This is a genomic window from Streptomyces sp. NPDC050388 (assembly GCF_040655635.1).
Lineage (GTDB): Bacteria > Actinomycetota > Actinomycetes > Streptomycetales > Streptomycetaceae > Streptomyces.
This window is the reverse complement of sequence record NZ_JBFAKH010000014.1, coordinates 54,057-67,958: the sequence shown is the minus strand read 5'-3', so window position 1 is coordinate 67,958 and position 13,902 is coordinate 54,057. Positions and strand designations below refer to the sequence as shown.

Here is a 13,902-nt window from a genome sequence, read left to right as displayed (position 1 = left end):
GTTCGTGTTCACGGCCGGTGCTTCGGCAGGCGCACGGCCATCGGCAGCGCCAACGCCATCAGGCCCGCCCCGCACAGCAGCGTCGTACGGAATCCGTCCGTCGCCGTCAGGAGCGAAGCCGTCAGTGCCGTGCCGACGGATGCGGCCACCTGGGAGACGATGTTCAACGCCGTGCTGCCGGCGGCGACCTCGGTGTCCGCGAGACCGCGCGTGGCGGAGGCCATGACGGGCATGTTCGTCATGCCGACCCCGGTGCCCATGACGGCGAGGGAGGCGACCAGGCGCCAGTGCGGGACGTCGGAGTCGGCCTGGACGGCGAAGGCAAGGAAGCCCGTGACGGCGACCAGGACGCCCGGTACGGCGATCACGCGCGGCGCCACACGGTCCGAGATCCGGCTGGAGATCTGCATCACCGTGCCGCTGCACAGGAACTGGGGCACCATCAGCAGTCCGGCCTGCGTGGCGGACAGACCGCGCTCCTGCTGCCAGTACAGCGGTACGAGGATCATCGAACCGAAGTACGCGGCCGAGAACGGCACCATGGTCGCCACCGCACGGCCGACCGACGCCCTCCGCAGCAGCCGCAGGTCGAGCAGGGGGTGGGCCGTCCGCAGCGCCCGCACCGCGAAGGCGGCCACCAGTACCGCACCGGCGACGACCGGGACGACGGCCCCGGGGGTGCCGAAACCGCCGCGCTCGCCGCCCAGGGTCAGCCCGTACAGCAGGAGGGCCAGGCCCGGGGGGAGCGTCAGCAGTCCGGCCAGGTCCAGCGGGCGGCCGGTCCGCTCGCCGTCGCCGCGCATGACCCGGGCTCCGAGCAGCAGGGCGAGGGCGCCGACCGGGACGTTGACGAAGAAGATCCAGCGCCAGGACAGCGCGTCGGTGAGGACGCCGCCGAGGACCGGACCCGCCATGGGGCCGACGAGGACGGGGATGCCGAGGATGCCCATCATCGTGCCCTTGCGTTCCGGTGGGGCGGCGCGCAGGACGACCGTCATGGCGACGGGCACGATCATGCCGCCGCCGAGTCCCTGCACCACGCGGAACGCGATCAGCGAACCGACGTTCCAGGCGAGGCCGGTGAGCCCCGAGCCGAGGGTGAAGAGCGCGACGGCGGTGAGGAAGACCCGCTTGGCGCCGTACCGGCCCACCGCCCACGCGGTGACCGGGATGACGGTCGCCAGCGCCAGCGAGTAGCCGGTCACCGTCCACTGGACGACGGACAGGGGCGCGTCGAAGGATCGCGAGAGGTGGCCCAGGGCGACATTGACGATGGTCATGTCGAGCACCGTCATGAACGAGCCGAGCACCACGACACCCGCAAGGGCCAGGGCGTGCCGGGGGACGGCGGGCAGGGGCGGCCTCCCGCTCCCGCCTCTTCCCCCGGTCCGTGCCGGGAGGGCGGTGCTCATCGCGCTCCGTACGCGGCGTGGGCGCGCCCGGCTCGCAGCGTCCGCCCCCACCAGGTCAGCTGGTCCAGCATCGCCTTGCCCGCTCCCTCGGGGATCTCGGGCCGCAGTGGTGAGCCGTCCTCGGCGAAGTTCTCCCATGCGTTGTGGAAGCTCACCGTGTCCCGCACCGTGACGCTGTGCAGTTCGGCGAATACCAGTCGCAGCTGCTCGACCGCGCGCAGGCCGCCGGCCAGGCCTCCGTAGGAAACGAAGCCGACAGGCTTGGCCTGCCACTGCGTGAAGTGCAGGTCGATGGCGTTCTTCAGGGGCGCGGGGAAGCTGTGGTTGTACTCGGGGGTGATCACAACGAAGGCGTCGGCCGCCGCCAGGCGCTCCGTGACCTCGGCGGCCTCCGGGTGGGGCACGGCGGAGACGACGTCGGGCAGGGGGTGCTCGGCCAGGTCGACGGGGTCCAGTTCGAGGTCGCCGCGCTGGGCGGCGAACCGCAGGAACCAGTCGGCGACGACAGGGGCGAAACGGCCCTCGCGGGTCGAGCCGGTCAGAACGACGACGCGCAGGGGGGTGTTCGCCGGAGGATCGCCCGGGAGGACACCGGTCGTGGAGGGAGCGTCCGAACTGGGGGAGGAGGCCGATGAGTTCGTCATGCCGAGAAAGTACAACGAGCGTGGCAATCAATGCAATGGCCGTTGTACTTTTTCGGCCGGATACCGTGGCGGTCGACAGGAAGGGGCAGGACGCGTGAGACAAGGGCTGGCGGAGAAGCGGCAGGCGATCGTGCGGGGAGCGCGCCGTGTCTTCGGGCGCGACGGCTACACCCGCGCCGGCATGGACTCCATCGCCAAGGAGGCCGGAGTCTCCACCCGCACGATCTACAACCACTTCCCGGAGGGGAAGACGCAGCTCTTCCGCGTCGTGGTCGTGGAGGGTTCGGAGGAGGTCGTACGGGCCCACATCGACGCCATCGACCGACGGCTCCACAAGGTCACGGACCTGGAGGCCGACCTCATCGGCTTCGCGCACGCCTGGATGTCGCCGATGTACCGGTACCAGGACCACTTCGCCGTCGTGCGGCAGCTGCGGGCCGAGGTCGGCCACGTCCCGCGGGAGTTCCTGGACGCGTGGCGTGCCGCCGGTCCCGACCGTGCCCTCGGGGAGGTGGCTGCCCGTTTCCGCGAGTTGGCCGAGGACGGGCTGCTCGACGCCCCGGACCCGGATCGTGCCGCGGTCCACTTCCTGCAGTTGACCGCCGGCGTGATCAGCGACCGCACCTACCAGGGGATCCTGTCCATGCCGGAGGAGGAGCGGGACGAGCTGATCGCCTCCGGGGTGCGCGCGTTCCTGCGGGGGTACGAGCCGCGCTGAGGCCGCACACGCACGACGGCCCCGGACCGCGCCGAGGTTCGCCGGGCGAGCTGATCCGTCTGGGGTCCACGGCCCTCTTCACGGCTCTCGACCGGCCGGGGCCGGCCGGAGCACGGGGGCGAGCCTTCGTCTCCTTCACGGGACTGGAGTAGGTGCCGCCGGTTCCGGTGGTGGTGCCGACTCCGCCCATACGGTCTTGCCGGGGCCGGTGGGGCGGGGCAGGACGCCCCAGTCGTCCGCGAGGGCGTCCACCAGGAGCAGGCCCCGGCCCGACTCGCCGTCCGGGGCCGGTGTTCCGGCGACCGGTCGTCGCTCCGTGCGGGTGTCCGTGACCTCGATGCGCAGCGTGCCGTCCTCGGCCTGAGTGAGGCGGACGTGGAAGTCGCGGCCCGGTACGTGTCCGTGCCGGACGGCGTTCGCGGTGAGTTCGGCGGCGATCAGGGTGACCGTCTCGTTCGCCGGGGAGGCGTACGGGTGGCCCCACGCGTCCAGGCGGTGCGAAACCAGTCGGCGGGCGAGGCGCGCGCCGCGCGGGGCCGAGGTGAACTGCATCGCGAACGTGCGGGTCGGCTGTGGCGTACGCCTTTGCGGGGGAGTTGCTGACTTCATGGGGTAACCGTGGCGAACTGTGCGTAGCGTTGAACAGGCGTGACGTGCTGACCGGCGGTGGCTGTACGTCGCCGACGCGGGGCTTGTACACGGGGTGAGCCGTGACGGGTCCCCTGCGGGGCGGGTTGGTCGCGTACGCGAGGACTGTGCGGGGTGTTCGGCGGTGAGTACGTACGGGAGGTGCCGGCGTGGAGGAACAGCGGCAGCAGGTGGACGGCCAGGAGCAGGAGGCAAGCGCGGGCATCCTGCACGTCTTCGGGCGGCAGTTGAAGCTGTGCAGGGAGCGGGCGGGGCTGGATCGGGCGGAGTTGGGGAGCAAGGCGGGGTACTCCGCGTCGACGATCGCTTCCTTTGAACAGGGGAGGCGGATCCCGCCGCCGAAGTTCATCGACAACGCGGATGAACTGCTCGATGCGGGTGGGTTGTTGAAGGCAGGGAAGGAAGAGGTGGCAAGGGCTCAGTATCCGGCGTTCTTTCGGGACGCGGCGCGGTTGGAGGCGCAGGCGGTCGAACTCCATGTGTATGCCACCCGGGCCGTTCCTGGACTGTTGCAGACGGAGGAGTACGCCCGTGCCGTGTGCGCGATGTGACGTCCGTTGCTGGACGTGGAGGTCATCGAACAGCGCGTGACCGCCCGCATGGCACGGAAGGACATCTTCGCCAGGCGCCCGGCGCCGCACCTGACCTTTGTGATCGAGGAGGCGGTGCTGCACCGTCCGCTCGGTGGTGAGACCGTCTGGCGGGGCCAGATGGAGCATCTGCTGCTGGTCGGGGAGCAGCGGAACGTCGAGATCCAGGTGATGCCCCTCTCCCGTAAGGAACACGCAGGACTGGCCGGCCCGTTCACCTTGATGGAGACCAAGGATGAGCGGAGGATCGCCTACACAGAGGTGCAAGGTGATAGCCACGTCCACACCGAGCGCGGGAAGGTCCGGGAGCTTGAGGCTGCGTACGGGAGTCTCCGAGTGCAGGCGCTCACACCGGCTGAATCGCTCTCGTTGATCGAGAAGTTGTTGGGAGAGGGATGAGCGGGGAAACGACTGGGCGAGACTTCGACGACCTGGCGTGGTTCAAGAGCAGTTACAGCGCCGGGGACGGTGGAGAGTGCGTTGAGGTAGCCGCCGGGAGCGGTGTCGTGTGCGTACGCGACTCGAAGGACAAGGCGAGTGCCTTGGTCAGCCTTACACCGGGTGCATGGGCGGAGTTCGTCGGATTCGCCGCCTGGCACACCGCGTAGGGCGAAGAGCACCCCGGTGCCCCGTGACCGCCGACCTGGATCATGGGGCACCGGCGTACCCACGAGGACTGCGGCGGCGGCCGGCCGCGATCCCGGCATCCGTGGCCCACGGGAGGGAGGGCCGACCCCGGTCCTGCGGGAATCTCACGGAACAAGCGCACCGCGGACTGTGTTCCTTCGAGAACACCCCTTTCGCTCGCATCGTCACATCCCGGAAACGAGACTGTTCCCTTCCTTCCGACAATCCCGTTTACGGTGGACACCACGTCCCCAGCCCGGTCACCGTCGCCCGCGAGCCCGCCCCGCCCCCGACGAGACGACTGGAGCACCGTGTCCCGCACCACGCCCGCCGTACCCCTCTGGCTCGCCCACGCCCTGCGGGCCCAGCGCGGACCGGTCCCGTGGAGCGCGGTCACGCGGGGAGTACTGGGCGGCGGGCCCCTGCTGGTCGCCGCCGTCCTCGCCGGGCATCCCGCCCTCGGTGTCGTCGCCGCCATCGGCGCCATGTTCGCCGGGATCAACGACCTGCCGGGCAGCCGACGCGCCTCCGTCAGCCGGATCGGAGCGCCCGCGCTCGCCGGGGCGGCCGGGCTCCTCGTCGGGACGTACGCGGGGGGCCACCTGCCGGCCGTACCGCTGACCCTGATCCTGACAGGGTGCGGGCTGGTCGCCGGCGCGGTCAGCGCGCTGAGTCCCACCGGCTCCGCCGCCGGGATCCAGTTGCTCGTCGGGGCCGCCGTCGGCGCCGGAATGCCCCTGCCCGAACCCGGAGGGCAGCGGGCGCTCGCCTTCCTCGCCGGAGCCGCGTGGCTGCTCCTGCTGCGGCTGGCGCTGCCTGCTCCGGGGTCCCTCGCGGGAGACTTCCGGTTCGACGGCGAGCGGCATGCCGTGGCCGGCGTGTACGAGGCCGTCGCCGCGCTGCTCGACGCCGCCGGCTCACCCACCGCCACCGCGCGGCGCGCCGCACTCACCGCCGCCCTCGACCACGCGCAGGACGCGCTCGCCGGACCCCGGCTGCGGCGGTACGCCGGTTCCGCGGCCGAACGGCGACTGCACGCGCAGTACGCCGCCGCGCTGCCGCTGGCGGAGGCCGCGACCGCGCTGGCCTGGGCGGGGGAGGCCGTACCGGCTCGTGCGTCCGAAGGGCCCCGGCGGCTCGCCGCCGTCGTACGCGACGGCGTCCCCGGCGGGCCGCTGCCCGCGCCCTCCCGGTCCGTTCCCGCGCTGCGCGCCCTCGACGACGCCCTCCTGCGCGCCGCCGTGGCCTTCGACCGGGCCGACGGCGGCGACCTGCACACGCGCCGCCGGTCCCGCGCCGCTCTCACCCGCACCCTCCTCGGCCCCCGGGGACAGGAGTACGGCCTGCGGGTCGCCCTCTGCTTCGGCGTGAGCGTCGCCGTCGCCCAGGCCCTGTACCACGCCCGCTGGTACGGGCAACACGAGTACTGGTACTGGCTGCCCGTCACCGCCGTCTTCCTCGTCAAGCCCGACCTCGGACCGCTCGCCTCGCGGGTGCTGAACCGGGCTGCCGGAACCGTGCTCGGGGCGCTCCTGTTCGCCGGGTTCGCCGCCGTGCTGCCCCGGCCGGAAGGGCTCATCGCGCTGGTGGCGCTCAGCGGGGCGCTCATCCCGGTCGCCGCCCGGCACTTCGCCGCGCAGACCACCGTCATCACCGTGCTCGTGCTCGCCCTGGTGATGGTGGGCGGTGAACCGCAGGCCTCCGTGGCACGGATCGGCGAGACGCTGCTGGCCTGTGTCATCGTGCTCGTCGTCGGACACCTGCCGATGCCCGTGCGGCGCGGCGGTGCCATCCGGGTCCGGCTCACGGAGGCGGAGGAGGCCGCGCACGCGTACCTCGCCCATGTGCTGGACGGGTCCGGCGACCGTGCGGCCCGCTGGGTCCTGCGACGTGAGGCCTACCGCGCCCTCGCCGAGGCCCGCGGCGCCATCGCGCTCGCCTCCGCGGAGCTGCCCGCGCTCGCCCGGCACGCCGACGGCACGGACGAGTACGCCGCCCTCCTCGAGCGGCTCGTCGACACCACCACCGCCTGCGCCGTCCACCTCGACGACACGGGACGGCTCGACGCCCGGCACACCGAGCAGCTCGCCGAACTCCGGGACGCCCTCGACCGGCGCCGCGAGCACGTCGGGGTCCGGCTGCCGGAGCTGCCCGGCGCCGGGCGAGCCGATGACGGGGCGCGGTCCGTGCGGCCGTGAGCGGCCGGTGACCCCCGACGCACCGAGGTCACCCGCTTCTGACGGTGAACGGGTGACGAGAAGGTCTCAATAGCGTCACCGGGCGAGGCGTTCCCCTGTCGTCGGCGTTTGACTCCACGAGTGCGACGCCGAACGGGAGGCAGCAGGTGAACGGGAGAACGGTGCTTGAACGCTTTCCCGCGGGCGGGCCGCGGGGGTCCTGGCCGGCGGAGGAGTTCGCGCGGGCGCGGCGTCTGGAGGGCCTGCCCGCCGAGGTCGTCATGGACCTCGCGACCGACATGTTCCTGGTGATCGTCCGCGGCGGCGAGGGCGGCGCCCACGCGGTCGCGTGGGGCCCGGTGCCTAGGCCGTGATCGGGCGGGACCAGCTCGGGGTGGTGTCCGTCAGGCGGCACACCGCGAGGTAGAGCGGTATCGGCGGGGTGTACGGGAGCGTGCAGTCGGGGCGGTGGATCAGGTCGGGGAGGCGCGGGGCGTCCGGCACGAGGGCGCCGGTGTCGTAGCGCGAGGGGGCGGGCCACTCCAGGGCGTAGTCGGAGTCGGACGGAACCAGCCACCACCAGTGCGCCTCGTCGGCGTAGACGCACCCCACCCGGGGCAGCCGGGGCATGACCAGTGGCCCGAAGCGGGCCGGTACCGCCACCGCGTCGCAGCCCATCGGCGCCGTCATCCCGTCGGGGACGGGCAGCCGCCGGGGCGGTACGGCCGGGGTGTGCCGTCCGCGCTGGAGGCGGACCAGCGTGTCCAGGCTCATGGTGCGAGCGCCCGTCACATCCGTCCTCCGTCGCGGCCGGGCCGGGGCGCGGGGACGTACTCGCGCTGATGTGCGTGCGGGGCTGCCGCCGACACCGTGGATGCCGCGGGCCTCGGGGCCGCCGCGGCGTGGTGCCGCTGCTGGGATTCCTCGATGTCCGGGCCATCCGGGCCGTCCGGGCCGCCGTCCGAACCGTCGGCGGGGTCCGGCTTGGGCCGCTCGCCCCAGCCGAGGTCGTTGTGCGGTTCGTCGGGAGGGCGCGCCTTGTCCGCCGTGCGGGGCAGGTCGGCCCAGACCAGCAGACCGGGACCGTGTTCACGGACGCCCCAGGCGTGGGACATGGCGTCGACGAGGAGCAGGCCCCTGCCGTGCTCGTCCTCCGGCTGCCGCCGGGTGTTCGCCCGGGGCTGGTCGGGGCCGCAGCCCTCGTCCCGCACGGCTATGCGCACCAGGTCGGCGCCGTCGTGCAGCTCGCAGACTATGTGGCGGCCGGCCGTGTGCACGATGGCGTTGGTGACGAGCTCGGAGACGACCAGGGCCGCCGTGTCGCAGGTGTCCGCGCCGACCGACCAGCCGGTCAGCCGGGCCCTCGTCAGGCGTCTGGCCTGCGCGGGAGAACCCGGATGGGCGGCCAGTTCGAAACGGAACCGGCGCTGGGCGGCAGCCCCCGCGGCGTCGGCGGCTCCCGGGGCGGGGCCGGGGCCGGAGGGGCTCGCAGCGGCGTCTGTTTCTAAGGGCGCGGGCGGAATCACGCTTGCCACTATCGCCCCGCCGTGCACACTTGGCAAGCATCACTCTGAAAAATCCAGAGTGCTGTGTGACGGTCTGGACGGCCATGGCACACTGCTCGCAACAGCACCCCGCACGGCGCCAGTTGAGGCTGTCGAAGAAACGTTCCCATGGGTGGGCGGATCTTCGAGGAGCTCTCGGATTGGCGCCGCCGGGCTGTCAGGAATCCTTTTCGTGGAGGTGGAGCGTGAGTGAACCGCGGTCCGCGCCGACGGTCGGCCAGGTCGTCCTCGGCCGGCGGCTGCTGGATCTGCGGGAGAGCGCCGGCCTCAAGCGCGAGGAGGCCGCCCGCGTCCTTCACGTCGCCCCCGCCACGATCCGCCGCATGGAGACGGCCGAGGTCGCGCTCAAGATCCCGTACCTCCAGCTGCTGCTGAAGGCGTACGGCGTCTCCGACGAGGAGACCGACGCCTTCGTGCGACTGGCCGAGGACGCCAACCGGCCCGGCTGGTGGCAGCGCTTCCACGAGATCCTGCCCGGCTGGTTCTCGATGTACGTCAGCCTGGAGGGCGCGGCCACCCTCATCCGCAGCTACGAGCCCCACTTCGTCCCCGGACTGCTCCAGACCGAGGACTACGCGCGTGCCGTGCTGCGCTCGGGTGCCATCGGGCAGACCAGTCCCGAGGACATCGAGGGCCACGTGGCCCTGCGCATGCGACGGCAGGAACTGCTCACCCGTGACGACGCGCCCCGGCTGTGGGTCGTCATGGACGAGACGGCGTTGCGCCGCCCGGTCGGCGGCCCGGAGGTGATGCGTGCCCAGGTCGACAGACTTCTCGACGCCACGAAGATGTCCAACGTGACGCTGCAGGTCGCCCCGTTCGCCGGCGGCCCGCACCCCGGCACGTACGGGCCGTTCGTGCTGTTCCGGTTCGGCATGCCGGAACTGCCGGACATGGTCTACAGCGAGTACCTGACCGGCGCCGTCTACCTGGACGCGCGTACCGAGGTGGCGACCCACCTCGAGGTCATGGACCGCATGGCGGCGCAGGCCGCCTCAGCACATCGCACGAAGGTGATCCTCAGGGATCTCCGCAAGGAGCTGTGAATGAACCACCTCACGTCCCTGTCCCTGTCCATGGCGCTGGGCTCCTCCCTCCCGCTGCCCCGGCCGCGGGTCCGCACCGAGCGGATCTACAACGGCATGCCCGCGCGGGAACTGGGCAGCGAGGGCTGGCACAAGCCGTGGAGCGGCGGCAACGGCGGCAACTGCCTGGAGGCGATGAAGCTCGACGACGGCCGGATCGCGGTACGGCAGTCCACCGACCCGGACGGACCGGCGCTCATCTACACCTCGGCCGAGATGACGGCCTTCATCGAGGGAGCGAAGGCGGGAGAGGCGGATTTCCTGCTGTCCTGACGCTTGTTGACCGTTCTACTGTTGCCTTCCGGCGTACAGCCGATGTCGCTTGTCCCCCCCCACACCCTGGTCCGGCCCTGAAATTGATCACTAACAGTTGCAGACACTTACGGAGTTCGTCATGACCGGGCAGCAGCCCCCCGTCGAGATCGACACGAGCAAGCCGCACACCGCGCGGATGTACGACTGGTACCTCGGCGGGAAGGACAACTACCCGGTCGACGAGGCCATGGGCCGGCAGATGCTCGCCCTCGACCCGAGAGTGCCGGTGATGGCCCGGGTGAACCGCGCCTTCATGCAGCGCGCCACGCGCTGGCTGGCCGGCCAGGGCACACGCCAGTTCCTCGACATCGGCACCGGCATCCCCACCGAGCCCAACCTCCACCAGGTCGCCCAGGAGATCGCACCCGACGCGCGCGTCGTCTACTGCGACAACGACCCGATCGTGCTGGCCCACGCCGGGGCGCTGCTGCGCGGCACCGACGAGGGGGTGACCGAGTACATCCAGGCCGACGTGCGCGAGCCGGAAGCCATCCTGGAGGGTGCGCGGAAGATCCTCGACTTCGACCAGCCGGTCGCGCTCTCCCTCATCGCGCTGCTGCACTTCGTCTCCGACGAGGACGGCGCCCACGAGCTGGTCGGCCGGCTCCTGGCCGAGCTGCCCTCCGGCAGCCACCTGGTGATCTCCCATGCGACCTCGGACTTCACCCCGGAGGAGTCGAAGGCGGCCACCGAGAAGCTCAAGGCCGCGGGGGTCACCCTGGCCCTGCGCTCCCGCGAGGAGTTCACCCGCTTCTTCGACGGCCTCGAACTGGTCGAACCCGGTGTCCAGGTGCCCCACCTGTGGCACCCCGAGCTGGGCGAGCCCGTGCCCGGCCAGGACGACGGGGTGATCCCGGGGTACGGGGCGGTGGGGCGCAAGGCGTAAGCCGGGGGCCGCGGGGCCCGCTGGGCGCAGCTCGCGCGGGTCGCGGATCGCCGGTCGCCGGTCGTCCGGGGCAGTTCCCGTCGGTGCGTCATGCCCTCATCGGGCGGTCGTACGGGCCGATGGGAGCCGGGAGACGGGTGGTGCCGTCGGTCAGGTGGCGGTCGACGGCCGCCGCCACCGCCCGGCCCTCGGCGATCGCCCACACGATCAGCGACTGCCCACGGGCGGCGTCCCCCGCCGCGAACACGCCCGGCACGTTCGTGGCGAAGCCGGCGTCGCGCGCGATCGTGCCGCGCGGCTCCAGCTCCAGACCGAGCCCGCTGACCAGCCCGTCCGACCGGTCCGGTCCGGAGAAGCCGAGCGCGAGGAGGACGAGGCCGGCCGGGAGGACGCGTTCGGTGCCCGGTACGGGGCGGCGCTCCGCGTCCACCTCGACCAGGTGCACCGCCCGGACCCGCCCCTCCGCGTCGCCGGTGAGGCGCAGCGTGGACGCCGCGAACAGCCGCACGTCGGTGTTCTCTGCGTTCCCAGCGTTCTCAGCGTTCTCAGCGGTTTCGGCGACCGCAGGTGCCGTCCGCAGGGCGCGGGCCTCCTCGTGCGCCGGGGACAGCCGGTAGAGCTTCGGGTACGTCGGCCAGGGCTCGGTGTCCTCGTCGCGGACGGTGCCCGGCCGCTCGTAGATGTCCAGCTGGGTCACGGACGCCGCTCCCTCCCGCACGGCCGTGCCCAGACAGTCGGCGCCCGTGTCGCCGCCCCCGACGATGACGACATCCCTGCCCGCGGCGGACAGCGGGGACGTCTCCAGGTCCCCCGCACAGACCCGGTTGGCGAGCGGCAGGTATTCCATGGCCTGGTGAACGCCGGTCAGTTCCCGTCCCGGTACGGCCAGTTCGCGCCACGCGGTCGCCCCGGTGGCGATCACCACGGCGTCGTAACGCGCCCGCAGCTCGGCGGCGTCGACATCGCGCCCGACCGTCGTGGACGTACGGAACTTCGTCCCCTCGGCCCGCATCTGCTCGATACGCCGCTCCAGATGGCGCTTCTCCATCTTGAACTCGGGGATGCCGTACCGCATCAGCCCGCCGATCCGGTCGTCCCGCTCGTACACGGCGACCGTGTGACCGGCCCGGGTCAGCTGCTGGGCCGCGGCCAGGCCGGTGGGACCCGAGCCGATCACCGCCACCGTCCGGTCGGAGAGCCGGTCCGGCGGGGCCGGTGCGGCGAAGCCCTCCGCCCAGGCGCGGTCGGCGATGGCGCACTCGACGTCCTTGATGGTGACGGCGGGCTGGTTGATGGCCAGCACACATCCCGCCTCGCAGGGCGCCGGGCAGAGCCTGCCGGTGAACTCGGGGAAGTTGTTCGTGGCGTGCAGCCGCTCCGCCGCGGCCCGCCAGTCCTCGCGCGAGACCAGGTCGTTCCACTCGGGGATCAGATTGCCCAGCGGGCACGCCTCGTGACAGAAGGGGACACCACAGTCCATGCAGCGGTCGGCCTGCTTGCTGACGATGGGCAGCAGCGCGCCGGGGACGTAGACCTCGTCCCAGTCGCGGACCCGCTCCTCGACGGGCCGGCGCGGCCGGTCCTGGCGCGGCGTGGTCAGGAAACCCTTGGGATCGGCCATGGCCGTCTTCCTTGCGTACGCGGTGACGGGCCAGGCGTCGTGGGGCGGCGCTCCTCGGCGGCGGTGCGGCACCCCTCGGGTGCGCTCTCCCCGGCGTCTGCTCCTTGGCCACGATACGACTGCTCCTGCGCGCACGCAGGCCTGCGGACAGCGCTTCTCGCCTCCGTCAGGTGAGGGCCAGTACGTAGGACAGCGCGGCACCCGCCGAGGCGGCCGTGCGCACGTGGTTCCACAGCGTCCACTCGCGCACATAGGCGGTCCAGTACGCGGAGGCCTCGGCGGTACCCGGGGCGAGCCCGGCCAGCACGTCGTTGCGCGGCACGTTCGCGACCACGGTGACCCCGAACCCGCCGAACAGATACAGCGCGCTGCCGACCAGCAGCCCGACCGCGCCCTCGCCCGGCCACCTCACCGAGGTCACCACGGCGATCGCCGCGCACAGCAGTGCCGAGCCGAGGAACACCAGCATGAAGGGCGCCCGCACCGCGGCCACGTTGACCGACTGCATCGCGGCCACGCCCCGCGCGGGCGGCAACGCCGCGATACCTCTCATCACGAACGTCGAGAAGGCGCAGAAGGCTCCCGCCACCAGCCCGGTTCCGAGCACCCCCAGCACCGTCAGCACGGTCAGCGCCGTCAGCCCGGAGGATGGTCCCTCGATCACGTCGTCGACTCCCGCCCGTCCGGCGGCCGGGATCCCTTCCCGCCGCCCACCACCGTCCCCAGTGAAGCCGGACACGGGCCCGGTGCCCATGGCCGAGCGTCGCGGGACCATACGCGGACGTCCAGCACGCCTCCGGCGGAGAACCCGGGGCAGGTGGGTGTCGCCGCCGGCGGACGGCGCATCATGGCCGTGTGCGATTCGAAGCGATCACCTGGGACCGGCTCGGCGACCTCCTCGCCGAGCGCCTGACGACGCTGCGGACGGCCGACGGCAGCCCTTGGCCGCGCGTCGCCCTCGACGGCGCCCCGGCCGGCCGCCCCGGAGACCTCGCCGAACGCGTCGCCGCCTCCCTGCGCGTCCTCGGGCGCCCCTCCCTCGTCGTGAGCGCGGACGGTTTCCTGCGTCCCGCCTCGGTCCGGCTGGAGCACGGCCGTCAGGACCCGGAGTCCTACTACGACGGCTGGTACGACACCGGCGCCCTCTGGCGTGAGGTCTTCGGGCCCCTCGAACCGGGCGGGAGCGGACGGGTCCTGCCCGACCTGTGGGACCCGGTCACCGACCGCGCCACCCGCAGCCCCCGTGTCCCGCTGCCGCCCGGCGGCGTACTGCTGCTGCACGGCCCGCTCCTCCTGCGGCACTGGTTCCCCTTCGACCTGAGCGTCCACGTCTCGCTCTCCCCGGGCGCCCTGCGCCGTCGCACCCCCGAGTCCGGGTACTGGACCCTGCCCGCCTTCGAGCGCTACGAGCAGGAGACCGACCCGGCCGGCACCGCCGACGTCCTGGTGCGCGCCGACGACCCCCGCCATCCGGCCTGGCACGGTTGAGACTTGGCGGCGGCCGGGACGCCGCGGGTCGGGGCGTCGCGCGCACATGCGCCGGGCCGGGCGGAAGTGCGGGGCCCGGGTGGTGCGGCGGACAATGGAGAGCGCCGGTACTCGCGGTGCGTCCCG

Annotated in this window: 15 protein-coding genes and 1 pseudogene; 9 read left to right on the top strand and 7 right to left on the bottom strand. The window is 72.6% G+C overall.

The window, feature by feature from the left end:
- Positions 1-8: 8 nt before the first annotated feature.
- Both AB0I73_RS10800 and AB0I73_RS10795 read right to left on the bottom strand, forming a co-directional pair.
- A complete protein-coding gene (locus tag AB0I73_RS10800) occupies positions 9-1,412 on the bottom strand; it encodes a DHA2 family efflux MFS transporter permease subunit (RefSeq protein ID WP_363035904.1) in 1,404 nt (467 codons plus the stop codon).
- Positions 1,409-2,056 (bottom strand): NAD(P)H-dependent oxidoreductase, encoded by a 648-nt coding sequence (locus AB0I73_RS10795; RefSeq protein ID WP_363035902.1) that lies wholly within the window; start codon positions 2,054-2,056, stop codon positions 1,409-1,411. The genes AB0I73_RS10800 and AB0I73_RS10795 overlap by 4 nt, the downstream gene beginning before the upstream one ends.
- Before the next feature lie 94 nt (positions 2,057-2,150).
- On the opposite strand from AB0I73_RS10795, the gene AB0I73_RS10790 reads away from it, so the two are divergent.
- Entirely contained in the window at positions 2,151-2,774 is a 624-nt protein-coding gene (locus AB0I73_RS10790) for a TetR/AcrR family transcriptional regulator (protein ID WP_363035900.1), read from the top strand.
- A gap of 135 nt (positions 2,775-2,909) precedes the next feature.
- On the opposite strand, the gene AB0I73_RS10785 is transcribed toward AB0I73_RS10790, so the two are convergent.
- Complete coding sequence (locus AB0I73_RS10785; protein WP_363035898.1) at positions 2,910-3,383, bottom strand: ATP-binding protein; 474 nt, start codon at positions 3,381-3,383, stop codon at positions 2,910-2,912.
- A gap of 209 nt (positions 3,384-3,592) precedes the next feature.
- Here AB0I73_RS10785 and AB0I73_RS10780 point away from each other — a divergent pair.
- The 4 genes and pseudogenes from AB0I73_RS10780 to AB0I73_RS10765 all read left to right on the top strand — a co-directional run bounded on the left by AB0I73_RS10780 (position 3,593) and on the right by AB0I73_RS10765 (position 7,190).
- Positions 3,593-4,411, top strand: a pseudogene (locus AB0I73_RS10780) (helix-turn-helix transcriptional regulator).
- Positions 4,408-4,620 carry a DUF397 domain-containing protein gene (locus tag AB0I73_RS10775; protein WP_363035897.1) on the top strand — a complete coding sequence of 71 codons (213 nt, stop codon included), beginning with the start codon at positions 4,408-4,410 and terminating at the stop codon, positions 4,618-4,620. Before AB0I73_RS10780 ends, AB0I73_RS10775 begins: the two are co-directional and overlap by 4 nt.
- A 330-nt stretch (positions 4,621-4,950) precedes the next feature.
- A complete protein-coding gene (locus AB0I73_RS10770) occupies positions 4,951-6,837 on the top strand; it encodes an FUSC family protein (protein WP_363035895.1) in 1,887 nt (628 codons plus the stop codon).
- A gap of 146 nt (positions 6,838-6,983) precedes the next feature.
- On the top strand, positions 6,984-7,190 hold the full coding sequence (locus AB0I73_RS10765; protein ID WP_363035893.1) for a hypothetical protein: 207 nt from the start codon (positions 6,984-6,986) through the stop codon (positions 7,188-7,190).
- Here the strand turns inward: AB0I73_RS10765 and AB0I73_RS10760 are convergent.
- Both AB0I73_RS10760 and AB0I73_RS10755 read right to left on the bottom strand, forming a co-directional pair.
- Positions 7,180-7,590 carry a hypothetical protein gene (locus AB0I73_RS10760; protein WP_363035891.1) on the bottom strand — a complete coding sequence of 137 codons (411 nt, stop codon included), beginning with the start codon at positions 7,588-7,590 and terminating at the stop codon, positions 7,180-7,182. The genes AB0I73_RS10765 and AB0I73_RS10760 overlap by 11 nt on opposite strands.
- Positions 7,591-7,604: 14 nt before the next feature.
- Complete coding sequence (locus AB0I73_RS10755) at positions 7,605-8,342, bottom strand: ATP-binding protein (RefSeq protein ID WP_363035889.1); 738 nt, start codon at positions 8,340-8,342, stop codon at positions 7,605-7,607.
- A gap of 224 nt (positions 8,343-8,566) precedes the next feature.
- On the opposite strand from AB0I73_RS10755, the gene AB0I73_RS10750 reads away from it, so the two are divergent.
- The 3 genes from AB0I73_RS10750 (at position 8,567) to AB0I73_RS10740 (ending at position 10,667) form a co-directional block, all read left to right on the top strand.
- On the top strand, positions 8,567-9,427 hold the full coding sequence (locus tag AB0I73_RS10750) for a helix-turn-helix transcriptional regulator (protein ID WP_363035887.1): 861 nt from the start codon (positions 8,567-8,569) through the stop codon (positions 9,425-9,427).
- Between the two features lie 30 nt (positions 9,428-9,457).
- On the top strand, positions 9,458-9,739 hold the full coding sequence (locus AB0I73_RS10745; RefSeq protein ID WP_202278730.1) for a DUF397 domain-containing protein: 282 nt from the start codon (positions 9,458-9,460) through the stop codon (positions 9,737-9,739).
- A 121-nt stretch (positions 9,740-9,860) separates the two neighbouring features.
- The gene (locus AB0I73_RS10740; RefSeq protein WP_363035885.1) at positions 9,861-10,667 is read left to right on the top strand and encodes an SAM-dependent methyltransferase; all 807 of its coding nucleotides are present in this window, start codon (positions 9,861-9,863) and stop codon (positions 10,665-10,667) included.
- A gap of 88 nt (positions 10,668-10,755) precedes the next feature.
- On the opposite strand, the gene AB0I73_RS10735 is transcribed toward AB0I73_RS10740, so the two are convergent.
- A complete protein-coding gene (locus tag AB0I73_RS10735) occupies positions 10,756-12,288 on the bottom strand; it encodes a glutamate synthase subunit beta (protein WP_363035883.1) in 1,533 nt (510 codons plus the stop codon).
- Between the two features lie 166 nt (positions 12,289-12,454).
- Positions 12,455-12,952: an anthrone oxygenase family protein gene (locus AB0I73_RS10730; RefSeq protein WP_363035881.1), complete on the bottom strand. Its 498-nt coding sequence runs from the start codon at positions 12,950-12,952 to the stop codon at positions 12,455-12,457.
- 191 nt (positions 12,953-13,143) lie between these two features.
- On the opposite strand from AB0I73_RS10730, the gene AB0I73_RS10725 reads away from it, so the two are divergent.
- Entirely contained in the window at positions 13,144-13,776 is a 633-nt protein-coding gene (locus tag AB0I73_RS10725; RefSeq protein ID WP_363035879.1) for a uridine kinase, read from the top strand.
- Positions 13,777-13,902: the final 126 nt, after the last annotated feature.